Source organism: Lacticaseibacillus casei DSM 20011 = JCM 1134 = ATCC 393, from assembly GCF_000829055.1.
Lineage (GTDB): Bacteria > Bacillota > Bacilli > Lactobacillales > Lactobacillaceae > Lacticaseibacillus > Lacticaseibacillus casei.
In genome coordinates, this window is record NZ_AP012544.1 from 2,568,269 (window position 1) to 2,594,357 (window position 26,089).

The 26,089-nt window shown below is 47.7% G+C and carries 16 protein-coding genes, 1 tRNA gene and 4 pseudogenes; 9 read left to right on the forward strand and 12 right to left on the reverse strand.

What is annotated here, in order from left to right:
* Positions 1-372: 372 nt before the first annotated feature.
* The 6 genes from LBCZ_RS12400 to LBCZ_RS12425 form a co-directional block, all read right to left on the reverse strand.
* The gene (locus tag LBCZ_RS12400; protein ID WP_025012818.1) at positions 373-1,233 is read right to left on the reverse strand and encodes a TPM domain-containing protein; all 861 of its coding nucleotides are present in this window, start codon (positions 1,231-1,233) and stop codon (positions 373-375) included.
* 8 nt (positions 1,234-1,241) lie between these two features.
* Positions 1,242-1,850, reverse strand: a complete 609-nt coding sequence (locus LBCZ_RS12405) for a LemA family protein (RefSeq protein WP_010490914.1) — start codon at positions 1,848-1,850, stop codon at positions 1,242-1,244.
* A 136-nt stretch (positions 1,851-1,986) separates the two neighbouring features.
* Positions 1,987-3,003: a tryptophan--tRNA ligase gene (trpS, locus tag LBCZ_RS12410; RefSeq protein WP_025012819.1), complete on the reverse strand. Its 1,017-nt coding sequence runs from the start codon at positions 3,001-3,003 to the stop codon at positions 1,987-1,989.
* Positions 3,004-3,429: 426 nt separating this feature from the next.
* Complete coding sequence (locus LBCZ_RS12415) at positions 3,430-4,755, reverse strand: dihydrolipoyl dehydrogenase family protein (RefSeq protein ID WP_025012820.1); 1,326 nt, start codon at positions 4,753-4,755, stop codon at positions 3,430-3,432.
* 5 nt (positions 4,756-4,760) lie between these two features.
* Complete coding sequence (locus LBCZ_RS12420) at positions 4,761-5,717, reverse strand: ABC transporter ATP-binding protein (RefSeq protein ID WP_039639908.1); 957 nt, start codon at positions 5,715-5,717, stop codon at positions 4,761-4,763.
* A complete protein-coding gene (locus LBCZ_RS12425; RefSeq protein WP_025012821.1) occupies positions 5,717-7,249 on the reverse strand; it encodes an ABC transporter permease/substrate-binding protein in 1,533 nt (510 codons plus the stop codon). Before LBCZ_RS12425 ends, LBCZ_RS12420 begins: the two co-directional genes overlap by 1 nt.
* 149 nt (positions 7,250-7,398) lie before the next feature.
* Between LBCZ_RS12425 and helD the strand changes: the two genes are divergently transcribed.
* Both helD and LBCZ_RS12435 read left to right on the forward strand, forming a co-directional pair.
* Complete coding sequence (gene helD, locus LBCZ_RS12430) at positions 7,399-9,687, forward strand: RNA polymerase recycling motor HelD (RefSeq protein WP_039639906.1); 2,289 nt, start codon at positions 7,399-7,401, stop codon at positions 9,685-9,687.
* A 308-nt stretch (positions 9,688-9,995) separates the two neighbouring features.
* Positions 9,996-10,820, forward strand: coding sequence for a LysR family transcriptional regulator (locus LBCZ_RS12435; RefSeq protein WP_025012822.1), 825 nt, complete (start codon positions 9,996-9,998; stop codon positions 10,818-10,820).
* 24 nt (positions 10,821-10,844) lie between these two features.
* Here the strand turns inward: LBCZ_RS12435 and LBCZ_RS12440 are convergent, their stop codons facing one another.
* The 3 genes from LBCZ_RS12440 to LBCZ_RS12450 all read right to left on the reverse strand — a co-directional run bounded on the left by LBCZ_RS12440 (position 10,845) and on the right by LBCZ_RS12450 (position 12,876).
* The gene (locus tag LBCZ_RS12440; protein ID WP_025012823.1) at positions 10,845-11,816 is read right to left on the reverse strand and encodes a TDT family transporter; all 972 of its coding nucleotides are present in this window, start codon (positions 11,814-11,816) and stop codon (positions 10,845-10,847) included.
* Between the two features lie 158 nt (positions 11,817-11,974).
* Positions 11,975-12,622, reverse strand: a complete 648-nt coding sequence (locus LBCZ_RS12445) for a CPBP family intramembrane glutamic endopeptidase (RefSeq protein WP_025012824.1) — start codon at positions 12,620-12,622, stop codon at positions 11,975-11,977.
* A gap of 181 nt (positions 12,623-12,803) precedes the next feature.
* Positions 12,804-12,876: transfer RNA gene (locus tag LBCZ_RS12450), tRNA-Thr, on the reverse strand.
* Positions 12,877-13,127: 251 nt separating this feature from the next.
* Here LBCZ_RS12450 and LBCZ_RS12455 point away from each other — a divergent pair.
* From LBCZ_RS12455 to LBCZ_RS12475, 5 genes and pseudogenes are all read left to right on the forward strand, one after another.
* Positions 13,128-14,627, forward strand: a complete 1,500-nt coding sequence (locus LBCZ_RS12455; RefSeq protein WP_025012825.1) for a PTS fructose transporter subunit IIC — start codon at positions 13,128-13,130, stop codon at positions 14,625-14,627.
* 38 nt (positions 14,628-14,665) lie between these two features.
* Positions 14,666-15,123, forward strand: a pseudogene (locus LBCZ_RS12460) (PTS sugar transporter subunit IIA).
* An 8-nt stretch (positions 15,124-15,131) separates the two neighbouring features.
* A pseudogene (locus LBCZ_RS12465) lies at positions 15,132-17,753 on the forward strand (glycoside hydrolase family 38 N-terminal domain-containing protein).
* Positions 17,754-17,764: 11 nt separating this feature from the next.
* Positions 17,765-18,556, forward strand: a complete 792-nt coding sequence (locus LBCZ_RS12470; RefSeq protein ID WP_025012826.1) for a MurR/RpiR family transcriptional regulator — start codon at positions 17,765-17,767, stop codon at positions 18,554-18,556.
* Positions 18,557-18,567: 11 nt separating this feature from the next.
* Positions 18,568-19,584: pseudogene (locus tag LBCZ_RS12475) on the forward strand (glycoside hydrolase family 1 protein); the annotation flags it as partial.
* A 69-nt stretch (positions 19,585-19,653) separates the two neighbouring features.
* On the opposite strand, the gene LBCZ_RS12480 reads toward LBCZ_RS12475, so the two are convergent.
* Entirely contained in the window at positions 19,654-20,898 is a 1,245-nt protein-coding gene (locus LBCZ_RS12480) for an ISL3 family transposase (protein WP_041084734.1), read from the reverse strand.
* A gap of 138 nt (positions 20,899-21,036) precedes the next feature.
* On the opposite strand from LBCZ_RS12480, the pseudogene LBCZ_RS12485 reads away from it, so the two are divergent.
* Both LBCZ_RS12485 and LBCZ_RS12490 read left to right on the forward strand, forming a co-directional pair.
* A pseudogene (locus tag LBCZ_RS12485) lies at positions 21,037-21,408 on the forward strand (family 1 glycosylhydrolase); the annotation flags it as partial.
* Positions 21,409-21,418: 10 nt separating this feature from the next.
* Complete coding sequence (locus LBCZ_RS12490; protein ID WP_025013117.1) at positions 21,419-22,303, forward strand: ROK family protein; 885 nt, start codon at positions 21,419-21,421, stop codon at positions 22,301-22,303.
* Between the two features lie 213 nt (positions 22,304-22,516).
* Here LBCZ_RS12490 and LBCZ_RS12495 read toward each other — a convergent pair whose 3' ends face one another.
* On the reverse strand, positions 22,517-24,118 hold the full coding sequence (locus tag LBCZ_RS12495; RefSeq protein WP_025013118.1) for an ABC transporter ATP-binding protein: 1,602 nt from the start codon (positions 24,116-24,118) through the stop codon (positions 22,517-22,519).
* 1,363 nt (positions 24,119-25,481) lie between these two features.
* On the reverse strand, positions 25,482-25,991 hold the full coding sequence (locus LBCZ_RS16425) for a hypothetical protein (protein ID WP_025013120.1): 510 nt from the start codon (positions 25,989-25,991) through the stop codon (positions 25,482-25,484).
* Between the last annotated feature and the right edge of the window lie 98 nt (positions 25,992-26,089).

Sequence of the window (26,089 nt, forward strand, 5' to 3'; positions counted from 1 at the left end):
GACTGCGGGTGGGGAAAGGCAAAGCTTCTTTCTTTCTCCCATAACGCGCTCACCGGCGCAGGAGCCTGCGTGTAAGGACCTTGGTCGCAATGGCCAAGACCAGGCCATCACGCCCAAGGCCACTTACACTCCGATTCCTAAAAGCGCCAGCTCACGCTCAACTTTCCATAACGCGTTCGCCAGCCCAGAAACCTGCACATAAGGACCTCGAGCCTAAATGGCCAAAGACCAGCCATTTAGGCTCGAGGCCACTTATGCTCCGTTTTCTAACCGGGCTGGCTCACGCTCACTCTTTTAAAATCCAATTTCACCACCATAGCACAAAAAACCAGGCAGCTGAATAACTGTCTGGTAAATGAAACATATTTGCAATCAAACGTCGGCACCGCCACCACCGGAGCTGCCGCCGCCCCAGCTTGAGCCGCCTCCGGATCCGCCGCCAAAGCCACCGCCGAAACCGCCTCCGCCGCCTCTCCGGCCTGCGGAGAGCAAGGCGTCAATGATCAGCCATAGCCAGAAACCGCTATCGCCATCACGGCGGCGGCCACCGCGGCCACCACCGCCACGGCCGCCGAAGATAACCGCAACGACGACAACCGCCAGGAAGATTAAAATAATTTTTCCTAAAAGACTACCGCCCTGGTTACGACCCGAACTGCGGTACTGATTCATGGTGTCATCTGACACTGTGTTCTGGTCTTTAGGAAATTTGTATTTCTTATCAATCACAGTCGCAACGGCATTAAACACCTTGCGCAACGCTCGGTTTAAATCCGCCTTGTTGTGTGACTTAATCGATTTCAGATTGCTGTCTAGAATCTGTCCGGCCAAAGCATCCGGCAAATCGCCTTCAAGACCATAACCCACTTCGATTCGCAGATTTTGTTTGCCGTTATTGTCGGCGTACAGAATCAGGACGCCATTATCGGTGCCTTTTTTACCAATGCCCCACTTTTGAAATAAATCCGGAGCATAGTCTGACAACGGATCGCCGTGGGTGGACTTCAAAGCAGCGACCGCAATTTGCGGCTGCTGCTTGGTTCCTTGATAGTAGCGATTCTTTTGGTCGACTAATTGCTTGGTAGCATCGTCAAGGTATTGATCCTGATCCAGGTAGTAATGGTCAGTCGGTCGTGCCGGCAGATCCTCGGCCGCTGCCACCGGATGGGCTGCACCGGCAAACAGCAGCAAGCCCGTCAGCGCGGCGAATAACCACGCTAAATGCCTGCGCATGGCGCCACCTACTTCCCGGAGCTGGAGCTATTACTTGAAAAATCAACGCTTGGTACTGTCTGGGCTGACGGGGTGGCTTTAAAGGTATCCTTCTTGCCCAAGCCCATCATACTGGCAAAAATGTTCTTCGGGAACGTCACAACGCTTTGATTGTAATCACGCACTTGGTCAATATAGCGCTTGCGTTCAACCGCAATCCGATTTTCACTGCCTTCAAGCTGCGTCATCAATGTGTTCACCTGATTGCTGCTTTGCAAACTCGGATAGTTTTCCTTGATGACGTTAATCAAGGTACCCACACTCTTATTCAACTGATCATCGGCTTTAGCCTTGCCAGTCGTTGTGTTCGCGTTCGCATAGGACTTGCGGGCTTCGGCAATTTCACCAAAAACCTTTTGTTCCTGACCCATCTGGCCTTTAACGGCATTGACCAGGTTAGGTACCAAATCAGCCCGGCGCTGCATGACGTTTTCAACCTGGCTCCATTGTGCTTCGACTGCCTGATTCTGCTTCGCTAATGAGTTATAGGTGCCAATGCCAAAAATCAGGCAGATCGCCACAATCACGCCGAGCACAATGCTTGTAACTGCAACTGGACTTAGTCGTTTCGTTTTCATCATCAATTCTCCTCTGGGACGCACCTCGGCAGCAAAAATCGTTGCTAGGCCAATTCGCGTCCGTAATCAAGTTTTTCACTTCCTTTTTATTTTACCATGCCGGTACCAATCAGCATCCGGCTAAAGACGGATCTGATTATTTGAAGTAGTTGAACCCGATGGCATCGCGAACTTCCTGCAGGGTTTGATTGGCGACCACATTGGCTTTTGCCGAACCCTGTTTGAGCATTTCCGCAACCGCACCCATATCTTCCGCATAATGGGCCCGCCGCGTACGAATCGGTTCAAGCACAGCATCCATAACATCGATCAGGTAACGTTTGATTTTGACATCCCCTAAGCCGCCGTGTTGATACTGCTCCTTCAACTTGGCTACCTGCGCCTTATCCGGATCAAAAATGTCCAGATAAGTAAACACGACATTGCCTTCAACTTTGCCGGGATCCTCCACATGAATGTGGTTAGGATCGGTATACATCGACATGATCTTCTTCTTAACGGTATCGGCATCATCCGCCAAATAAATACCGTTATTGAGACTCTTACTCATTTTCGCATTACCGTCAATACCAGGAAGACGCCCTAAACCTTTTGGCGGAAAATAGCCTTCTGGTTCGACTAACACCTCTTTGTGATAAGTACGGTTAAACGTACGCACAATTTCGCGGGTCTGTTCCAGCATCGGTTCCTGGTCATCCCCGACCGGAACGGTTGTCGCCTTGAACGCCGTGATATCGGCTGCCTGACTGACCGGATAAATGAAAAAGCCGGCCGGAACACTGTCACCGAATGCCTTTTGTTTAATTTCTGCCTTCACGGTCGGATTGCGTTCCAAACGATTGACGGTCACCAAGTCGAGATAGTAAGCGGTCAACTCAAACAGTGCTGGAATCTGGCTCTGGACCAAGATCGTTGTTTTTTCTGGATCAATCCCGACAGCCAGATAATCCAACGCGACTTCCAGCAGCGAATGCCGGATCTTCTCCGGATCATTCGCGTTGTCGGTCAATGCCTGTGTATCCGCAATCATCACAAAAGTCTCGTAATCGCCTGAGTTCTGCAATTCAACCCGATTCTTCAATGAGCCAATGTAATGGCCAATGTGTAAACGTCCAGTTGGCCGATCACCAGTTAAAATCACTTTTTTTGCCATGTCAGCTACCTCCTTCAATTAAAAAAGACGTCCTATGTCATTGCAACATAGGACGCCTGCGCGCGGTACCACCTAATTTGTCCGAATTTCGAACCACTCTTGGCTTAAGGCGCACCCACCGAACATAACCCAAACGACCCAACTTCACCTATCCCGGCCACCGGCTTCACAGCACCACCGACTCTCTTGAGACCGCTTGGATAGACTACTCATCACTTGGGTGAATATGAGTTTAGGTTAGCCAACTCGGGTAACGATGTCAATAGTAAGAGCGTGAACTGGCGCGCTTAGAAGTCGGAGTATAAGTGGCCTTAAGCGTGATGGCCCGGGCTTGGCCATTGCGATTAAGGTCCTTATACTCCGACTTCTGCGCCAGAGAACGCGTTTGCGCAAGAGCGTGATCTGGTGCCATGCAACTCAACTAACTTAAAACAAATACTGCAAATCACTCTGTGCACTCGGATAAGCATAGATCTGATTAAGCTCGGCTGGCTTTTTACCTGCGTCAATGGCTGCGGCGAAAGTATTGATCAGGTCTTCTGCCAAACTGGCAAGGACGACCGCACCAGCGAGTTTGCCGGTTGTTTTGTCGACAATCGTCCACACCTGCGCGTCCGGATCCTGCAGACGGTGATACGTGTACCATTGAGTGATATCGTTATGGACCACCTTGTAGCGATCAGGCGCAGCTTCTGCGTCTTCCAGTGCCACGCCGACTTTGGCAAGCTCGGTAGGTCCAAAGACAATCGTTGGGATCGCAGGATAATGAATCGGCTCCTGATCGCCCAGAATCTGGCTGGCCACATAGCGTCCTTCAAATCCAGCAACTGGTGTCAGTTTCGGTTGCGGCTTCAAATTCACATCGCCGAGCGCGTAGATATTTGGAACGACCGTGCACAAATGATCATCCACCGGAATCCCGCGGGTGTCCGCCTTAATCCCGGCATTAGCAAGACCGAGGTCAGCAACGTTGGCAATGCGCCCCATGGCCGTAATCGCCATATCGACATTCATGTCAAAATCATCCGCATGCAGATGCGTCATCGTGCCGAGCGGACTGATTTTCGTGAGTTCAACATTAGGGTGAAAATGAATGCCGGACTTAATCAACAGCTGCTTCAACGCTTCGGTGGCGACTTTTGGGAAAGCCCGCAGTAAGCGATCAGAGTGCCCGATGATATGCACTTCCGCACCGGCAGCGGCCGCAATATTGGCGAGCTCGACACTGACGTACCCGGCACCGATAAACGCGATGCTGGTCGGCAGCTCATCTAAATCCAGAAAATCGCGGCTTGTTTTCAACAAATTGGCACCGGGAATATCCGGAAAGCGCGGCGTGTGGCCCGTCGCGATGACAATATGTTCACCTGTGACATTTTGCGAACCGACTTTAACGGCGTGTTCACCGAGCAACTGTGCCCGGCCATATAATGTTTTAATGCCGGTGCGGGTTAAGCCGTTCAAGGTCCCAGCCGGAATGCCACTCGTATAACCACGCTTAAACGCCATCAAGGACGGCCAATCAATTTTAGCCGTTCCGCTAATCCCAAAACCGTTCATCCGCAAGGCGGCATTTTTCACTTCGACACCGCTATACAGCATCTTTTTCGGATCACAGCCGTAGTTGGGGCAGGTGCCGCCCCACAGATCGCCTTCAATGACCAATACCTTCTGTTGCGCCGCGAGACCATAAGCAGCAGCTAAGCCACCGGGGCCGCCACCGATCACAATCGTGTCATAATCATATGCCATCACGATCACTCCGTTTCTGTATTTTGATCAACAAATGCACTTGCCAGATAAGCAACCACACTATGAGTATTAACCACAAACGTGCCATGGTCACTATTCACCTGCAACGTTTCATGTGCGTCTAACAGCGGCAATGCTTCCGCCAGCGTCAAGTTGCCGCCCACCGCATGCCGCGCTGACTCGGTGACCGCAAACGGCGCCAGCTGACTTAAGGTCACCTGCAACCCTTGATTGGCCTGTGCGCCCTTGAAAAGATCAGCCACAAAATCATTCGCCGGCCGGGTCGCAATCGCTTCCGGTGTGTCAACCTGCAAAAGCTTTCCACTGTGCATCACGCCGATCCGATCGCCTAGCTTCATTGCCTCCGCCATGTCATGCGTGACAAAAATCACAGTTGTTTTCATAGCACGATGCAGTTGCAGCAACATATCCTGCAGTTGGGTTCGCGAAATCGGATCAAGGGCGGAAAAAGGCTCATCCATCAACACGACTTTAGGCCGTGATGCCAACGCACGTAAAATGCCGATCCGCTGCTGCTGGCCGCCTGAAAGTTCACTAGGCATGCGATCACGGTATTCGGCCGGCGGTAAATCAACCATTGTCAACATCTCATCGGTTGCCTGGCGAATCTTTTGGCGCGACCAGCCTTTCATCTCCGGAATCACGGCAATGTTTTGCGCAACGGTCATGGTTGGAAATAACGCAATTTGTTGCAACACATAGCCTAGATTCCACCGCAAATCGCGAACCTGATAATCCGTGAGTGGTTTACCGGCAAATTTAATGGTGCCGCTTGTCGGCTCAACTAGGCGATTGATCATTTTCAAAGTGGTCGTTTTGCCGCTGCCGGATGTCCCAACTAAAACAAAAAGTTCGCCTTGCTCCACATTCAGGCTCAAGTCATCAACCACCGGCTTGCCATCATAGGCTTTGGTCACATTTTCCAAGCTAATCAGTGCCATCAGCGCACCTCCTTTAGCAGACCATGCCGGACAAGGTAGCGATGCGCCACCGTTGCCGCTTTCTCGCGGCGGACACTGACCGCATAGTTCATATCCTGCATCTGCTTTTCGGTGATGTGATTCGCCAACTTATTTAACGCCGTGACCAAATGCGGATGGTGCTTGGCAAAACTGCTGCGCATGAGCGGCGCGCCGCGATAAATCGGGAACAAACCTCTGTCATCCTTCAAAGCGACAAGGTGATACTGGCGCAACTGGGCATCGGTCGTGTAGCCGTCAGTTAGATTAATCTGCCCGCGATCCAGTGCCTGGTACCGCAACGACGGATCCATTGAATTAACCTTGAACTGCAAGCCATATTTCTGCTTAATGCCTTTATACCCATCCTGGCGATCAATGAATTCCAAGTCGAAGCCAGCGCGAATCGACGGGGCAATTTTGGCCAAATCACTAATTGTCTTCAACTGGTAGCGCTTGGCGAAACTGGCTTTGACAACCAGCGCGTAAGTATTGTTGTACGCCATGGGTTTCAGATAACGCAGTCCTTGCTTCGCCAGTAGTTGCTGGGCCAGCGGATAGTTGTTTTTGCCTGCCGCCACTTGTTTCTGTTGGGCGGCAGTTGGCTTCGTCAAGCTTTCCAGCACGGTTCCGGAAAACTCAGGGTATATGTTGATCTTATCGGTTCGCAGCGCATTGTACAAGAAGCTCGTCTGGCCAAAATTCGGTTTCAGCGTCACCTTCACATCAGGGTCGGCTTTTTGGATTAATTCCTTATACATGCTAATTAAAATGTCCGGCTCACTGCCTAATTTACCGGCAATCGTGATCGTTTCTTTAGGTGCCGTCGCCCAGTTATAAACCTGGGTGCCAGCAAAGCCCAGTAATACAATACCAACCACGCTGACACTCAGCTTCCAATTGACTTTTTGCAGTAAATTCAGTAGCCACGAAAAGACAATCGCCAACAACGCCGCCGCCAGCGCACCCATCAAGGTCAATGAAGCATCGTTGCGATCAATGCCCAGCAGGATAAACGGCCCCAGTCCGCCGGCGCCAATCAACGCTGCCAAGGTGGCGGTGCCGATAATCAAAACCATCGCGGTGCGCACGCCGGATAAAATGACCGGCAACGCAATCGGCAACTCGACTTTGAACAATTTGCGCAGGCGACTCATCCCAAATGCATCGGCTGCTTCTTCATACGACGGATCGATATCCTGCAGTCCGATATAAGTATTTTGAAAAATCGGCAGCAGTGCGTAAACGACCAACGCAATGATCGCCGGTACCGTGCCGATACCGACGAATGGAATCAACAACCCTAACAAGGCTAATGAAGGAATTGTTTGCAAAACGCCGGTTACCTGAAGTAAAACTGCCGCTACTTTGGGATGCGTCTGTACCCAAACAGCGAGCGGAATGGCAATGATGACTGCCAAAACAAGCGCAATCAGCGATATTTCAATATGTTGTCCTAAGGCATTGAGCAATTCAACGTGGCGCTCGGAAACCGTCCGCCATAAATCAGCCATGTCAAACCTCCATTTACTTTAATTATTCATAAGTGTACCACCTTGATTTCCGATGCAACAACAAGCGTTATGTCGCATTACTTTACTTTTCAGGCCGCTGGGCTTAAGATTGTTGACACTATTTTAAACACGAGAGGAGCGCCGCTATTATGGAGAATGCAACCAAAGCAGAAGAACAAGCACGCGTCACGGCGGTTATCGAGAAGCTGAAGGCAAGGTTAGCGGCTATTCATGAGCAAATCGAAGCGGCGCACCGCGAAACCAGCCGCATTGAACGGGCTTACGGTGAAAACACGAAAGTCAACGTCACCGAAGTCGATGACCAAATGGAAACCAACGCCGCTGTTCAGCAGCAAAAAGTCATGGTCGCGCGGGCCGTTGAAAACGAAACGATCCTCAAACACGAAGGTGATCGCCTGACGCTACTGGCGGACAATCCTTATTTTGGCCGTATTGACATCGATGAAGATGGTGAGCCAGATACCCTTTATATCGGGACGGCGACGTTCATTGATGAAAATGGCGATTTTCTGGTGTATGACTGGCGCGCGCCGATTAGTTCCATTTACTACAATGGCACGCTGGGTGATGTCACCTATGAGACGCCGGCCGGAGAACAACACGCGGTTTTGAAAAATAAGCGCCAATTCCAAATTGAACATGGTCATATCAAAACCATGTTTGATACCAACGAAACCGTCGGCGATGAAATTCTGCAGTCGGTTCTTGGCGATCAATCCGACGAATACATGAAAAACATCGTCGCGACGATTCAGCGGGAACAAAACGACATTATCCGTGACACGTCCAGTGATTTGCTGGTGGTGCAAGGGGTCGCCGGTTCCGGTAAAACTAGCGCCGTGCTTCAGCGTGTTGCCTACTTGCTGTACCACAGCCGCAGCGATCTAGATGCCGATCAGATGGTGCTCTTTTCGCCAAATAGACTTTTTGCCAATTACATTTCCCAAGTGTTGCCAAGCCTTGGTGAAAAGAACATGCGGCAGGCCACGTTATTTGAATTTTTGGCCAACCGCTTCACTGGCCTCCACGTAGAAACCCTGTTCGAACGCTATGAACACGACGCGGCAGGTTTGCCAAAAGCTGCCGAAACCATTCGCCGGTTCAAAGAAGCCCCAAGTTACTTGGAAGCCATCTATGACTTTGCCAAAAACCCGGACCGCACGCCGCATTTCATCGATGTTGAGTTTAATGGTGAAACCTTCTTTTCCGCCGCTAATATCGCCAAGATCTATCAATCGCAACCAGCGCTGATGCAGCCAGTCGACAAGTTTACGGCCACTAAAAACGCCTTGATCAAACGCTTGAATGCCCGCATTCATATGGAAGCCAAGCAGGATTGGGCGCAATTGCAGGTTTCGGATTTATCGCAAAGTGAATTGGAAACCCTGACCGCCGATCATGAATTTGCGACGGGTGAAGACGAGCAGCAATTCGTGTCGGAAGCCATTGTCTCCAAGGCGTTTGCCCCGATTTACGATGCGCTTTACAATGATCACTTCTATGATGTGTTCCAGGATTACCAACACTTCATGGCCCAGGTCGATGCGCCGGTCAGTGACTCGATTTGGCAGACCATGATCACGGCCTTTTCCAATGGGATTGAATCGCATCACTTGCGTCTGGAGGATGCCGCGCCACTGCTGTATCTGCGCGATCTGAGTACGGGCAGCGGCCAAAACAGCCTGATTCAGTATGTCTTTGTCGATGAAATGCAGGATTTCAGTATGGCGCAATTGCTGTATCTGAAGCACGCGTTCCCTAAAGCAAAGTTGACGTTGCTCGGGGATGCCAAGCAGGACGTCTTTACCAGCAACTACCAGCCTAGTGACTTCATTCATGAAATCAAAGATGTTTTTGCGGGGTACAAAATTCGGCTCATTACGTTAAACAAGAGCTATCGTTCGACCCAGCCGATTACGAATTTTGCCAAAGCCTTGTTGCCTGAACACGACCATATCCAAGCCTTCAATCGCGCTGGTGACAAGCCGGAAGTTCTAACGGTTCCGCGCGCGGATGGGGCCGCGGCCTTGTCCAAGTTGGTCACGCGGCTGTTGACGGCTGATGGCACGGTGGCGATTTTAACTAAAGACGCCCAGACTGCGGATCAACTTTACGCGACGCTCAAGCTCGACACCCCGGTCACGTTATTGTCCGCGAACGATCACAGCCTCAAAAGTGGTTGTGTCATTCTGCCAGTTTACCTGGCCAAGGGCCTTGAATTCGATGCGGTCGTGGGTTGGGATGTCTCCGCGTCAACCTACCAAAATGAAGCCGATCGCGATATCCTCTATACCCTGTGCTCCCGCGCGTTGCACCATTTGGATCTGGTCGCACTGGACGAGCCTAGTCCATTGATCACGGCGTTGCCGACTGATCTCTATCGGCACGCTGGCGATGCTTCGGAGGCAAGGGTTTAGTTGTTTCGATTGTCCAGGGACGGGCTCAGAGTTTTATGCCGTGCCAAACTCCGTAATCTCCGGCCAGGAAGGGGCTGGCGACCGCGAAGCTAGAGGGGTGGACACAGCTGAGCCCCATCTGGCCTACGATTGCTCCGCTTTGGCACTAACGTCTTATTTCACCAACTCTGTAATATTCAGAAAAATCGGCACTAACGATGACTGATCCTGATCGTTAGCGCCGATTTGATTTTGCAGCTAGTATTATGCTAGCTTATTAATAGAAATTTTTAATCAACTTTCTAAATAAAAGTCCCGGAGGCAACGTCTTGTTCAATCTGCTTCGAACCTTCATGGCGGTTTATGAAACCCGCAGTTTCTCATTGGCCGCCGAGCAACTATTTTCCAGTCAGCCGACTGTTTCGCATCATATTCACCAGTTGGAACATGAGCTGAATGTTTCCCTTTTTGAGCGGAACAAACGCAGTGCCACCATTCCGACAGCGGCTGCCGATATCCTCTATGAATTTAGCAGCAACATGCTCGCTGACTGGGATAAAGCCAAGCAAGCGATGCAAAACACCGCTGCAACTGCTTCGGTCGAACTGAATATCGGCATTTCGCAAAGTGTCGCCGTTGTCCTGTTCCCGAGTTTGGCACGCGGTTTGAAAACAGCCTTCCCTTTTCTGGAATTCAATGTTGCCGTTTTGAATTCGCTCCAAGTGGTGAAGCAGATGGAGGCGCGGCGGCTTGATCTGGGATTTATCGAACAACCGTTAACGCTAAAAGGTGCGGTTAGAACCACGCTTTGTGCCGATCAATTGGTGGTGGCAGGCTGGCCTACCGGTACTTGGCTCACGCGCGAGGAAGGCTCCGGCATGCGCTACTACACAACTGCCTATCTACAAGAAGCCGGCGTCACACCAGATCACCTCATGACCGTGAATAACAACAGCATGCTCCGAGCGCTGGTGCAAAACAAGGTCGGTCAGGCGTTGCTGTCGGATCGGATCGTCCCCCAAGAAGTGCCGCAGCAAACCATCGGCGCAAAGTTTCGCCGGCATTTTTACCTGTTGCAAAATCCCGATGTTCACTGGCCGCACAAGCAAGCCATGCTGGATACAATCCAGCATTTAGCCAACAAGGTCGACTAAATTACCGCCATCGCCATCAGCTAATTAATCAGTCGTATCACGCGGCGCTTGCTGAGTCTGCCAGGCGGCGCGAATATTTAAGTGCAAAAAGCGCAGGTAATGACCCGTGACAAATACCAGCATCAACGTCGCAACCAGCCATTCGCTCCACTGCACCACGCTTAACAGGTTATGGGCAACACCGGTTTTTGCGAAAATGCCGATGAAACGCGTTAACGCCGTTGCGGAAATGACCAGCGGAAACGTAAACGCCGCAAAGCTTGGGTAAAACGACAACCGCGTGTACTGGCGGATGCTGAACAGCGTGCCAAAATATAAGCCCTGGGCGAAGACCAACATGCCGAGCGCAAACCAGAAATTAGGCTGATTAAAGCTGGCGAGATAACCGGTCAAACACAGTGAGGCCGGTGCCGCCATGATGGTCAGCAGTGGCTGGGTTGCCTCTGGTAATGGCACCACCCGCACGCGATGCACGACTACGGGAAACAACGCGGCATACAGGACAAATGCGATCCAGAAAAGCGGTTGCCCCAAAGCAGGCACAAATTGGGCACTGGTCACCGGAATAACGCCTAATCCGACAAACGTGACGAACCAACTCGGGTAAATCATGTGCCAGGCTTTTTGCTGCGTGAGCAAGTGCCGAGACAGGAAGAATGCCATCAGACCGAAGTGAATGAGCACCGCCATCACCCACACAACAGTCGCCACTTGGATAGGCATCCCCCAAGCGGTAAAGTAGGTGCACAAAATCATGAGCGTCATCGAAAATGTCGGCGACACCGAGGCGATGATCGGATCCTGTAAACTTTTGGCAGCATGAAGCGGGGTCAGGCAAAGCTTCAGTAAAATCACCGCAAACAGCAAAAGCGCCACAATGCCGGTGACATCCCCTGCTAGTTGCCATCCGGCTAATTTATATAAGTTCCCTAACGATGCTAGGCCCAGCGTCAAGCCGGCCATTGGTAACGGGACTTTTTTCAAAAATGTTGTCATGTCAGCCTCCTTCGCATGCCATTGAGTCTAACAAGAATGACTGGTGGAAGCTAAATGAATCTATTGCATCGTTAATATTCAGAAACTGAATAAGACTTAAAAAACGTTGACAGTCAGCCGCAAAGCCGACCGTCAACGTTTTTCAGTCCGCACACGATCTAAACTAACAGGATCGTGGCATTATTAAGCATGTGTAACCCAATCGAATAACGCATGTCGCGGGTTCGCAGATAAGTCCATGCCAAGACGCCACCAAGCGCGGCGTAAATGAAGAGGTTGTAATCAATCCGTGACCCGACAACGTGGGCAAAGCCGAACGTAAAGGCGCTGACTAGAATGCTAACCCATTGCCACTTGCGCTGTCGTAATGAGCCAAAACTGTTCATCAATAAGCCGCGAAAAAGGTACTCTTCAACAATTGGACCGCCGACCACGGCCAATAATTTAATGCCCCAAGGATAAGTTTTCACCAGATGAAGTAAATTGCTCTGATTCGCTGCTTGCGGGGTATGTAACAAATGCATCAGTAGCGAATTCGTTAGTTGAATGACGAAGAGCAAGCCGATTCCCTGCCAAATGACAGCAGCCGGATGCTTCACTGTCAAGGGACCTTGCTGCCGATACCACCGGCGATAGACCAGCATTAACAGCCCGATCAATACCCCAAACGAAATGACAAACGCGCCAATCGCGCCATAAGCACCCCAAGCCGCTTCCCCACGAACCAGTGCCAACTCAGCAAACGAGTATAAGATAAACCCAATGCCGACGCCTAATACCTGTAAAAAAGAATGGAATATTTTCAAAGTTAACGTCCTTTCAAGGGAGAGTCGTTACTGTTTCATCATACCAATAATTTCTCGAGCACCAAAATCTTGGGCTTTCGTTGGTCACGCAGATCGTGATAAGGTTCGTTCGCGTTCCACCCTTTTAACTGCAGAAAAAAAGCCCAACAGATCAACTGACCTGTCAGGCAACGTCATTTGCAGCCGTCTATCGGGCTTGAACCGACGACCTCATCCTTACCATGGATGCGCTCTACCGACTGAGCTAAGACGGCAAATGTTTCGGTTGTTTAAAAACAACTGCCTAATTAATGTACACTAAATCTCCAGCACTCGCAAGCTTTTTTTGGAAAAAGTCGCCTGGATGTCGACTAAGAATGGGCTGACTGCGCTATTGGATCCTGAAAGAAATATCAATGAGAATGGAAAGTCTGATACTAGTACCTAAAAGCAGGAAAGCGCTTTTGTTGCAGTCGGGAATCAGGTAATCTCCATATTGAAATTAAACAAACGGAGGTCCACCGATATGGAGAGAAAAATTGTTGCTGTGACGGCTTGCGCAGCGGGAATCGCCCATACTTATATGGCTGCGGAGTCGCTTGAAAAAGCAGCTAGGAAAATGGGATATGAGATCAAGGTCGAGACGAATGGAGCGATTGGTGCCGAAAACGTCTTGACCACTAAGGATATTGAACAGGTCGATGTGGTCATTGTCGCATCGGATATCAAGATTGACCCAATCCGATTTACCGGCAAGCGGCTTCTGGTCACAAAGTCGAAACAGGCAATCGAGGATTCGGAAGGATTAATCAATCAGGCGTTTTCAGAGGCAAAGGTTTTTGGAAAGAAAGGTGCGAAAATTGGCCGGATCCAAGTAGGTAGCGATAAAGAGAAAGTCAATTTTTTTACCCACATTATGAGCGGCATTTCTTACATGGTACCCATGGTTATCGCCGCGGGGTTGATTTTGACAATTGCCAATTTATACGCCTTTCAAAAAGATGACTTAGGTCGAATCGTCAAGTGGGGTTTTGATAATAAAACTCAGATGGGCTTCCTAATGGAGAAGCTGTTCTACGTGGGTCAAGTTGGCTTTAAGTTGATGATCCCGTTGTTTGCGGGCTTTGTTGCGAACTCGATTGCAGACAAACCCGCGATTGCGCCGGCCATAATCGGAGCTTATCTCGTTAATGACCCCGAGTTTCTTAACACCAAAGCAGGTGGCGGTTTTATCGGTGCGATCATTGTCGCCTTTATCGTTGGTTACATGGTTAAGGGCTTGAAGAAAATCAAATGGCCAAAATTGCTTGTTCCAATTGTGCCAATCATGATCATTCCATTCATTGCAACGGCAGTGATTACATTGATTGTCCTTTACATCATTGGTAGTCCGATCGCCATTGGCATGGATGAGATGTATAAAGGCTTGACGAACCTGAATAACAACTATGCAGGCGCTCCGATTTTGATTGGTGCCATTTGCGGCGCAATGATCGGTTTTGATCTGGGTGGTCCGATCAATAAAACGGCCTTGGTTTTTGGTACCGCAATTTTTACAGATACATTAACCAAATACGGTATTGATGGTGCAAACTTTGTGCCCGGAACAGCGACTCAGGCCGCCATTTCCGTTGCGCCATTGGGAGTTTGGTTAGCAACCATCCTCTTCAAAAATAAATTCTCTAAAGATGAGAAAGTGGCTGCCAGTGCCGCTTTTGGCATGGGAATTGTCGGCGTTACGGAAGGTGCCATTCCATTCGTTGCGGCGGACCCGGTCAGAATGATTTTCTCTAACGTGGTCGGATCAGCTGTTGCTGGCGGTTTAGTAGCGGCAACCGGGTGCAAGTTTTACGGGGGAATCGGTTCGCCCTTAGGAACATTTATTGGTTATATTGAACAACCACTACCTTTTATTACATGGATTTTATGTGTCAGTGCGGGCATCTTGACCGTAGCGCTATTGATCGGTTTTACTCGCAAACAAACCGGACAAGTGATCGTTGTTGATCAGGACAAGCAAGACTAATCGGATGAACTCATTAAACGAAAAGGCAGGTAGAGATTATGAATCGAGAAGTATTTAATCGCAGCCATATTTTATTTGACGAATCGGCAGCGACGCAAGAACAGGCTTTCAAAAGCCTTGCAAAGTTTGCCTATGCTTCAGGCTTTATATCCGATGAGGCTGCCTATTTTGAAGGCTTGAAAGCACGGGAGCAGGAAGCAACAACCGGGTTTAAAGACCATATCGCAATCCCCATTGCAAAAGCAGCATCAATAAGAAGCCCGGCTTATTTCTGATCAAGTTCAAGCATGCGATTCCCTGGCAGGCCTTGGATCAGAAACCAGTTAAGGTCGCGCTTGGTTTGACCATTCCGGAAGATGTGGCAACCGAACACTTGAAGTTGTTGAGTTTGATTGCCAGAAAAATGATCGACCAAAATTTCAGAGCAGGACTTTTACAACAAGACGATCCGGAACAGTTGACGGCGATCATTGATCAAATCGAGTTTAGGGGTTAATTCAAAAAGTGAAAAGAAAAGTTCATGTTATCCATCATACACATTGGGATTTTGAATGGTATTTCACCACCAACGAATCCTTTGTTCAACTGGCTTATCATCTGGATGAAGTCATGCAGGCATTGGAGAATCAGCAAATTGATTACTATCTGCTAGATGGGCAGATGAGCATCTTGGACGATTATTTAACCAGTTTTCCAACCCAAAAAGCGCGTTTAACGGCATTAGTCAAAAACGGAAAACTCGCGATTGGCCCTTGGTATACACAAACCGATGAATTGATCGTTCGCGGTGAATCAATTGTCAGAAACCTGAATCTAGGTATGACTTTAGCGGAGTCGTTGGGAGGTTATATGAATATCGGCTATTTGCCAGATTCTTTTGGGCAAAGTAAGGATATGCCCAAAATTTATAATGGCGTTGGTATTCAGCAAGCAGTTTTCTGGCGTGGGGTACCCAGCGATGTCACGACTAAACGTGAATTTCATTGGCAAGCGGAAGATGGCTCGTCTGTTTTAGCGGCAAATATCAAAGACGGTTATTTTGTGGGAGTCGGCTTGATTTACTCAGACGATGCGCCTGCACTCATAAACACGATTGCTAATGGTGCCACTGGAGATGATCTGGTTTTACCCGTGGGCGGTGATCAACGATATGTTGACTTTAATCTACGTGAACGAATTGGCTTATACCAGCAAGCACTTCCGGATACCGAGTTGAAAGAAAGCCATTATGCAGCTTTTTTTGAGGCGATTAAAGACAATAAATTGCCAACGGTCACAGGTGAATTTACTGCTAGCACGGTTTCTAAAATCCATCGCTCGATTTACTCTTCCCGTTATGATCATAAGTATTTGAATGACAAAGTCGAGCGCCGCATGATTTACCAAGCGGAGCCCTTAATGGTGATGGCTGAAAAATGCGGGATCCCTTATAAAAAGGACTTGTTAGATCGGATTTGGAAACTATTGAATAAAAATCATGCCCACGATTCTGCTGGCGGATGCAATAGCGATAAAACGAATCAAATCATTACAGAACGCTTTAACGAGGCGGATCAGCTCTCCTATTCGTTAGTTGATTACCTGACTAGGAAGATTTCCGAGTCGCGTTTGCAGGCAGTCGATGGTGAACTGGTGATTTTCAACACATTACCATGGAAAACTAAAAAAGTAATCAAATGCGCTATTTCGACACCGTTTGCGGCGATTTCGCTTGAAAAAGACGGCATCACAATTCCTTTTGAGCCTAGCCATACGCGAAAGGAATCCAATGCCTCGATTCGCCGGGAAACAAAAACGGACTCCCCCACTAGTGTTTATTTTGTCCATGAAGGCTTAGTCGAGGTGGAACTGCCGCCGCTGAGTTTCGCGACGTATCAGGTCGTTGAGCGACACCAGGCATCGGCAGTGGCATCGCCAACCCAAGCTGTCTGTGCTTCAATTGCGAACGACGACTATCAAGTGACACTTGAAGCCGGCGAGTTGACTTTGATGGATCGCAAGGAAAAAACAAGCTATAAGCACTTTCTGGCGTTTGAAGACAGCGGAGATGAAGGCGACACCTACGATTATTCGCCGCCGTACGCAGATCATCGGTATCGTTTGAATTTATCCGATGCAATTTGTAAGACAACCAAGAATCAGTTAATGGAAAAGTTCATTTTTACCGGTACATGGCAGGTTGCGAAAAATCTTCAGGAGCGTGAAGCCCAAAAAAGAACTCAAAAGTTGCCGTATCAATTAACGATTGCGCTACTGAAAGGAAGCCATCAGATCCAATTTCACTTGGAAGTCGATAATCGTGCCTGTGACCATCGTATGCGAGTACTCATCAACACGCCAAATTAGAATGCGTTTTCTTATACAGACACCCCTTTCGGTACGATCGAGCGGCCTGTGGAGGATCCCCATATCAATGATTGGCAAGCGCAAGGATGGCGGGAAGAGCCAACCGCGATCTTCCCGATGCTGACGTATGTTAACAGTCATGGTCCGGGCTCTAGCTGGACAGTAATCAGTAAAGGGATGAAAGAGTATCAATTGATCGGCGATAAATTTCAAACGATCGCATTGACGTTATTCCGTTCGGTGGGTTATCTTGGGCGCCCGGATTTGCTGAGACGTCCAGGCGTCGCTTCAGGGAATGAATTCAAAGCCATCCCCACGCCAGATAGCCAGTTACAAGAAAAAATGCATTTCAAATTCGCGCTTCAATTAGACCATGACTTTAAGCCGGCGCAGTTGGCCAAAGATTACCTCGATTATGCGATTAGCAACCCCTATTATCAGATCCAAGAAATGAATCGCTTTACGACCACGCTTAAATATTTTGTGTCGAATCCTTTACCCCACAAAGTGACCGTCCCAGAAAGCATTACTCTTGACAGTGATACTCTTGTTCTCAGTGCATTAGTCAAAAGCACGGATGAGCCGGGTTTTGATATTCGGGTCTATAATCCGGACTGCCACCAAGAAGTTAATGGCGGAAATATTAAGGGCGTCTGTGGACTGCGTTATACCTTTGTAGATTTAAGAGGTCATGCTGTTTCTGTGACAAGGGAAAATGATACGATTCCTCTAGGAACCTTTAAACCGGGTGAAATAAAGACGATTCATATCGTTGATTGAGGGGAAAACGAATGCAAGAAGATATCTTTATTTTAATAGAGTCCTGTCGGTTGAATTTTACCTCTGTTGAGCAGGTGATCGCAGACTACCATTTAAGTAAGCAGCCGACGATGACTATTGATAAATTATCTGAGCATCTAGCCGTATCAAAATCTTCGATCACAAGATTTTGCAAGAAAATCGGCCTGGCAAATTACAAAGAATTGGTTTTTCTATACAAGCTTTCTTTAAACAATGACAGCACTAATTTGTCGGTATCATCAAAGATAACGGCAGCTTACCATTCACTTGCAACCCGCAGTGATAGCAATTACTCGCAAGCGGTCATTGATGCTTTCTGTGAACGACTCCATCAGCATAAAATTATTCATTTTTTTGGCAAAGGCTTCAATTCTTATGCGGCTGCTGATTTTCAGTTTAAGTTTTCCCGAGTCGGCAAGTATATCCGTGTGATCGCCGATGAGAACTCGCTTCTGATGTCGGCGAACTTCGCCAACGAAGATGAATTGATCGTTGTTGCCAGTTTACGAGGCGATGACGAGGATTTGCTGGAAGCGATGAAGATTGCTAAACAAAAGAACATTTCGGTCTTATTGATCACGTCTAATCGATATTCGCATCTGATACCGCATTCAGATGTAACGTTGCTCGCTGCCAGCCTTACCAAAGAAGAAGCCTTAGGCAATATCTCACCCCAAATTCCGATCCTCATTCAGCTGGATATGGTTTACGAAAGATATATTCACTTATATGCAGATTCCCTTTCTCAGTGGCTGGTATCGGAACAAATCTTGCACAAGTAAGCGGAGGAAACATGAAGAATTTTCCAGATAACTTTTTGTGGGGTGCTGCAATGTCGGCACCGCAAACAGAAGGTCAAAGTTCAAATTTCGGCAAAACTGCCACGATCTGGGACCATTGGTTTCAAACAGCACCGGAAAAATTTTACCACCATCAAGGGCCTGAAATTACATCTGATGTGTATGACCATTACTTAGAAGACTGTGAGAACATGCAAGCGATTGGCTTAAACTCACTTAGAACATCTATTTCCTGGGCGCGTTTATTGCCGGATGGGAAGACCGTCAATCCAGAAGCCGTGACCTTTTATCGGCGATACTTTTCAGCGATGCGCGATCATGGGATTGAACCAATCATCAATCTTTTCCATTTTGATACACCGATGTGGTTAATGACCCGCGGCGGATGGGAAAATCAGGAATCCATTGACGCCTTTGCTTTTTACGCACGGACGGCATTTGAATTGTTCGGCGATCTTGTCAATAAATGGACAACATTCAATGAGCCGCTTGTCCATGTTGAGTGTGGATATCTTTATCAATATCATTATCCGGCTGTAGTTGATTTCAAACGAGCCGTTCAAGTTGGTTATCATACTTTGCTGGCGCATAAGGCTGCGGTCAAAGCGTTTAAAGAAGTGACCCAGACAGGTGAAATCGGGATTATTTTGAACATCTCACCCACGTATCCCAAAAGTGACACGGAAGCAGATGTGTTGGCTGCCAGGTACTCGGATCTATTGAATACTCGCAGCTTTTTAGATCCTGCTGTTTTAGGCACCATTCCTGATGAGTTGCTGACACTATTAAAAGAAAACGAACTCATGCCGGCGACAAGGCCTGAAGACCACGCGCTGATTAAGGGCAATATTGTGGACTTCATCGGCTTAAATTATTACCAACCGCGTCGAGTTCAAGCTCCGGAAAAATCCAAAACTCCTGCGCAAATGCCAGACGATTTCTATCAGCCGTATGATTGGCCCGGTAAAAAGATCAATCCTCATCGCGGTTGGGAAATCTATGGCTCTGCGTCAACTGGTGTTGAAGAATAAATTTATCATTTGAGGCGGTTCTCCATTTGGGGAGCCGTCTTTGTCATGTTATGCCGTGATTTGGTAGATTCGTTTGAAGAAGTTCAGCTGATTCTTGAAGCCAAAACAGGATCGTTTGAGTGACTTGATGAGGCGGTTAACCCCTTCGATCGGACCGTTGGAATAAGGGCTGGTGACAGCGGCGAGAACAGCGACTTTGTGTCGCTTAAGCGTCGCGATCGTCATGTCCATTGCCGTACCGTTTGGCTCGTAAGTAGCTAACAGGTTTGCCAGTTCCGCGGGATGTTTCTTCACCATCAAAGCATCATGAAGCGCTAAGTAGGTCTCGTAGGTTTGCTTGAGCTTGGGCTCAGTATCAAGTGCGATATCGATGGCCTCCTGTTGCGTGACGTCTTCATTCAAACCAAACAGGAACTGTTTGTGTTTAGCGTCAGGCGCAGTTTGATGAAAAAGCCGCCAGTTTGTCTTCATGATCTTATAAGGACGGCTGTGCTTGTCATCAAGCTGTTTGAGCGCTTGGACGCGTACCTGATCAAGGGCACGAGCCGCAAGTTGAATGATATGGAACCGATCAATGACGACTTGGGCCTTGGGGAAAACCTCATGAATAATCGTCTGATAAGCTGCATTCATGTCCATGGTGACCGTCTGGACCCGAGTGCGTTCAGCGAGTGAATAATGAGCGATGAAGAAGTTTTTAATCGTGCGGTTGAATCGGTCACCAAGCAAGGCAATCAGACGATTTGAATCGGCATCAAGACAGATAAACGACATCATGCCATGAGTGGAACGGAACTCATCAAAGCAGAGTCGCGTGGGTAGCCGGCGAGCCGGTCGGAGTTTGAGATTTTGGTCAATGATCCGTTGAACCGAGGAGGCTGAGATTCCGATAATACGGGCGATGGTTTTGACCGGCAACCGTTCATGCGCTAACTTCATGATTCGTTCTGTCATGTGAGCGGCGATCGTGTGGTTGGGTTGCACGAGTGGCGTCTTGGCACTGACTGTGTGGTAACAGTTATGACAGCGCCATCGTTGCTTGTGCAAGTCAATGACTGTCGGCATTTCAACCCCGTTGGGGACGCGCACGTGGGCCGTGTAAAACCCGTTAGGGTGCAAGGCCTCAAAGCCACACAGTGGGCACCGGGTTAACCGGTAAGTCAGCTCGGCATCAATCACATGATACTGGCGGCGACGTACCCCGTTGCCGCGATATTCATGACGAACAAAGGCTACTTTGATATTATGGTCTGGTATTCCAAGGACGGACAGTGTAGGATCGTATTGGGACATTTACTCATAACCTCGCTTGCTTTTGGTTTCGACGCTAACAAGCATAGCATGGACACTGAGTAGGTGTCTTTTTGCGTTATCCAAAAAGGGCCTATACGTTCAGTGTTGATTATTTCTCAACACCAGAAAGTGTAGACCCAAATCTATCCAGAAGCCCTTTATGATGTCGCGATGATGATGAAAAACGACTACCACAACAAACCTTGGTATGTCAGTGAAAATGGCATGGGCGTGGCAGAGGAAGAAGCTTTCATGAATGCCAATGGCGAAATCGAAGACGATTATCGCATCGCTTTTATGAAAGAACATCTGAGTTATCTACATCAGGGTATCCGCGAAGGTAGCAGTTGTTTTGGCTATCATGCCTGGACGTTTGTTGACTGCTGGTCGTGGTTGAACGGTTACAAAAATCGTTATGGCTTTTATCGACTGGACTTGGCAACGCGTATACGGTCAGTAAAGAAGAGTGGCCGATGGATGAAGCAGGTCAGTGAAAACAATGGATTTTAGGTGATGAGAAATGAGTCTTGCCGTATTTGATATTGGCGGAACAACCGTAAAGTATGGTACTTGGGAGCAACAACACTTAAGCGCGGTCGCCGCTTTTCCAACACCAGCCACATTTAACGAATTATTAGATAATATGGCGGCTATCATGGATGGCGCCAAGCGTGAGTTCACAGGAATTGCCATCAGTGCACCGGGAGCAGTTGACCAAGACCGGCGCAAAATACTCGGCATCAGTGCCGTACCGTACATCCATCAACGACCGATCTTTAATGAACTCGAACAACATTTTAACTTGCCCGTGACGATCGAAAACGACGCTAACTGTGCTGGGATTGCTGAAGTAGAACTAGGCGTCGGCAAAGCCGCACAAAATATTGCCTTCGTGGTCTTAGGCACAGGCGTAGGCGGCGCCCTATTTGTTAATCGCGAATTATACAAGGGGAGTCATCTGTTTGGCGGCGAACTCGGTCTGTTGAAAAGTCAAAGCGCACAAATCTTCAGTCAAAAAGGTACCTTAGTCAAAACTGCAAATGCTTATTCCGAGCAAACCAATGATTGTATTGACGGAAAAGCACTTTACACATTAGCAGCGAATGGTGACACACTCGCAGAAGTACTGCTAGACGAAATGTATCAGATCATGGCGAAGAATCTCTACAATGTACAAGTCATGTTTGATCCGGAATTGATCGTTCTAGGCGGCGGCATTTCCCAGCGCCCAGCGTTAGCAGATGAGCTTTCAAAACGATTATTTGAGCAACTAAAAAAAGAAGGCGTTGAAGAGATCATGCCTTCTGTCAAATGTTGCTATTTTCATAATGATGCCAACCTAATCGGAGCGGCATTGAACTTCCAGAAACATCGTCAGGTTCGTTTCGAAGCCAAGCAATCTTAGGGGGACTAATTACCCTAAAGTCATCTGAAACACATTGAGGCCATTGGGACACATCCCCGTGGTCTCTTTTTGGATCTCAGTTTTACACATATTAACAAGACATCAATGCATCAACAATCTAAATCATCTTGCAAAACCCATGGCGTTTCCAAGTGCAGACAACGACTCGAACTTCCCACAGTGGAAACTAATTACCACCCCGATACACTCACCTCAAACCGTAATCACGCGGTCAAGTTGATCTTTAATTTCACGACGCAGATTATGGGTCACCATGATCAACGTGGTTTTCGGCAGTGATACCAGCAGCTTTTCAATGGAAAGCCCAGCTTTGGCGTCTAGTGCTGCGGTGCCTTCATCGCTGATGATGAGCCGGCTTTGTCTGATCAGTCCCCGCGCCAAGGCAATGCGCTGTTTCTGCCCGCCTGACAAATCACCGCCATTATGTTCCAGCACCGTATCTAACCCTTGCGCTTGCTGCTTCATAAATTCAGTCAATTGCGCTCCTTCGATGGCCTGTTGTAGCACGCTGTCATCCACTTGTCGTCCCAGGGTTAAATTAAACCGCAGCGTGTCGTTAAAAATGTACGGAGCCTGCTCGATGTAAGTAATCTGATCCCGTAAAGAACGCGGATCAAGCTGCCGGTAATCGTGCCCATCCCAGGTGATCTCACCGCGATAATCGGCCAACACATCGCTAATAAGTCGCAACAAGGTCGTTTTCCCGCGCCCAGATGGCCCGACAAGCGCCACTTTTTGATTGGCCTGCAACGTCATGTTTAGCTTGTTGATGACTGGTTCTTTTTTATGCGGGTATGTAAAGGTCACATTTTGCAGCTTGATTGCGTCGGTCAACGGTGTTACAGGTACTTTCGCCTTTTGTGGAGCCGGCGCTGCCTTGGCAAACTTATCGAAAATTGGGGCAACCGACTTGACGGTGGTCAGAGCAAAGCTCATTAACGTCAAGCCGCTAAATGTCGTTCCCGCGACAGAATGAATCGTCACCACCGCGCCAACCGGAATGATGTGATTGTAAGCAAGTAACCCGGCCTGAATCAGTAAAAATAGCTGGCTCCCCAAGTTAACCAAATTGATCAAAAACTGAGTGGCCATATTGAACTGAATGTAACCGACCTGCGCATGGCCCGCGTCATCCGAAGCCTGCTGCACCCGCTCCACCATGACGTGACGCCGATTAGCCATGAAGAGCGTATTGAACCCTTCGAGGATGTCGGTCAATCGATTGGTTGACTTCTCGTTTTCCTGACTCCATGTTGCCGCGGCGGCGCTTAGCTTTTTGCGATAAATCATCGGTACCGTGATTAAGAGCGCGGCGCAAACCAGTGTCGTGATAAACAGCGAAGCATGATACGTTAACAAAACGAAAATACTGAGAACCACCTGCCAACTGGCCTGAATGAGATACGCGACATTGCGTAGCCCCTGCGTGTTAATGGTGTTGACATCATTGGTCATCCACGAAGTATAAACCGCGTCAGATCGAGAATGGTACTGTTCAAACGGCATCGTCGCAATGCTCCTGGTGATCTCCGTGCGAATGTCATTGTTCAACCGGCGTTGGAGCGAGATCTGATAAATGTTGACCAACGTCTGCACGACCAATTGCAAAATCGTCGCTACGACCATCACGATTGCCGCAGTCACGAACGCATTGACCTTAAATTGCGTCAATGCCGTAATCATGTTCCCGGTAAAAACCGATACCGCCGTCATTGCAGCAATCATGACGCCATACATTAAGATAAACAAACCAAACCGCCATTTTAGTCGGAAAAGATACTGTCGAAAAGTCACTGAAAAGGCCTCTTTTCACAAAGGGGCACTATCCGTCTATGTCAAAAATGCAAATTGGCACGCCGAGCAGTGCCGTAATCAACTCATCGGAATATTAGAATAAGCAAATAATAGCATCGAATTCTCATAATAACAATCGCTGCTCATTATTTCCGTGTGTTAGTGTGTTTTTCCATTTGCCTCACGTGGAACTTCAGAAAGATGGACCAATTTTAAAAAATGTTGGGTTTTTAGATACATATCATGGTTCGACTGTTGTGGATTTGACATGGACGTAACCATGCCTTTGTATATTTTTGGTCGACTCAACCATGCGACGTGGAGCAGCTTGTGTTTGTTTTTATACCAAAGAATCCCGATGTTTGGGGATTTTAGGTGCATATCCTGCTTTCATGCTTTAGTTTATATGTAAAAATCTCACCTTGACCTATACCTGAACGAGGTACATAATGCCATTATTGTCGTTCAACAACGATCGTTATTAAGGTTTAGGTTCCCTTTTGTCAGTACTAGCAGCTAATTAGGTGGTTTCACCATAATTCCGAGTTTAAGTCTGCATTCCCCCTCTCTTACATACAATGAAAGCCATCTTATAAGCCTAATCGTTTCAACTAGCATTTCACTGTTGTTAATTGTTTTGGTATTCATTCAGCAACTACATAGCATTCGGGGATGGGCAACACGGCTAAAAATGGAACTAGTACATGTGTGCAATGGTGACCAGTTACAGTGGCATTTCTTGTCATTGTACCGTTCATGGTGATATTCAGATCATGTTACCAAAGGAGGAAAATCTGTTGAGAAAATATCAAGTCACTGGCTTTATCATTTTAGTGGTGAACATCCTTTTACTTGGGTTGGATCTACTTAATGGCAGTAATAAACTGTTTGCTCTGTTATCTGCTCTTTTTTCTCTGTCAACCGTTGTTTGGTTCATTTATTACAACAAAAAAGCCAGAGAGTTCAGTAATAAATAGGTGTGTATGCGTGCTTTTTCGTAAAAAGGCCGGTCAATGTTCGTTTGGAATGGTGGATCTTTTGGCTGAAATGGAAAAGGACTAAGAACTTAAAATAACAAAAAAACTCCTTCAAATATAATTCTTCATTATGTTTGAGGGAGTTTTTATATGCTGTGGCATGAAGGTCGATTTTCTTAGTCCTTTGCACCCACGTTTTTGTCTCTTGTTAACTTATCATTTGCTTGTTCACACTACTCGGACCTGCAAGGATCCTTTGTCGCCAACGCCGGAAATTCACGTTGGCCTCATCGGAATAATCAAGCTAGCTTTTGCTCTAAGCCTGCTACTTTCCTAGCGATAATGAAAGCCTTTTTGTTCGTGTGCAATGCTCTAAGAGTTCACTCTCATTGAAGTCCTTTTTTTACAAAAAATATAATCAATAATTGAAGGCCAATTAGCAATAAGCTTAAAAGTAAGGGCTTCAAGATCCTATGTGTCTTATAAATCAACAATCCGCAAAAAATCAAAAAGGCAACAATATAAGCAATTGGAACACCGTTGCCCAAAAAAGGAATTTTAATTGCACTTATAGCGGGCTGAACACTAGAAATCATCATAAATATAAGGAAAATACGCTGAAAGTCATACTTGAAATCCTCATCTTCGAAGAACTTAACACCTAAAAAGCCGAACGCGGATACCAGAAGAGTCGAGACTATTATACCTGCTATAAAGATGAACAAGACTAGGATTGTGATATCCAATCGCATTGTGTTATTAGTTGCAACCTGATGTATCATTGAAGCAAACTCTTTCGGATCATTTATTCTGTACGCAACAGCAAACATCGCTACTTGTAACAGTGATAGGGCAAGAATCATAGTTGTTATCACGTTTTTTTCAGATTTCAGCATCAGACGCATCTCCTTTTTATGGGGGATCTTCTTATCAGTTAGCAGATTAACGTATCCAGTAACCACCTCTTCGGCTATTATTGTTGAACGAGCACACA